Origin of the sequence: Mesorhizobium sp. M1A.F.Ca.IN.020.06.1.1 (genome assembly GCF_004023265.1) — a bacterium.
Classification (GTDB): Bacteria; Pseudomonadota; Alphaproteobacteria; order Rhizobiales; family Rhizobiaceae; genus Mesorhizobium.
This window is the reverse complement of the sequence record NZ_RZSR01001593.1, coordinates 1-708: the sequence shown is the minus strand read 5'-3', so window position 1 is coordinate 708 and position 708 is coordinate 1. Positions and strand designations below refer to the sequence as shown.

1 protein-coding gene is annotated in these 708 nt (G+C 71.2%); it reads left to right on the top strand.

Features of this window, described 5'->3' with window-relative positions; all coding sequences use genetic code 11:
- Positions 1–708 (top strand): DNA-processing protein DprA (gene dprA / locus EOA60_RS35750; protein WP_128312769.1); only part of this gene is annotated, 708 nt, incomplete at both ends.

The window sequence follows — 708 nt, the reverse complement described above, 5'->3', positions numbered from 1 at the left end:
GACTATCCCGCTTTGCTGAAGACCCTGGACAACCCGCCGCCGCTGTTGGCGGTGAAGGGTGAAGGCGCGGTGTTCCGTCTCCCTGCGGTGGCGATCGTCGGCGCCCGCAACGCCTCGCTCGCCGGCATCAAGATGGCGAGAATGCTGGCGAGCGACCTCGGTCGCGAGGGCTACGCCATCGTCTCCGGCCTCGCACGCGGCATCGACACCGCGGCGCATCAGGGGAGCCTTTCGACCGGCACGGTCGGAGTGCTGGCCGGCGGCCTCGATGTGCCCTACCCGCCGGAAAATGCCGGTCTGTGCGACGACATCGCCGAGCGCGGCGGCGCCATCGTTTCGGAAATGCCCTTCGGCTGGCAGCCGCGAGCGCAGGATTTCCCGCGCCGCAACCGCCTCGTCGCCGGCATTGCGCTTGGGCTCGTCGTGGTCGAAGCCGCACAGCGCTCGGGTTCGCTGATCAGCGCCAGGCTGGCCGGCGAGATGGGCCGACTGGTCTTCGCGGTTCCGGGCTCGCCGCTCGACCCGCGTGCCGCCGGCAGCAATGCGCTGCTCAAGGACGGCGCCACGCTCGTCACCGAAGCGGCCGACATTCTGGGCGCGCTGGCACCGCTGGCTGGCACTCGCCCGCCAAGGACCATGCCGCTCGCCGAGGCGCCCGACTTGTCGGCAATGCCGCCGCCCGGCGACGACGAACGCGCCGACGTGCTG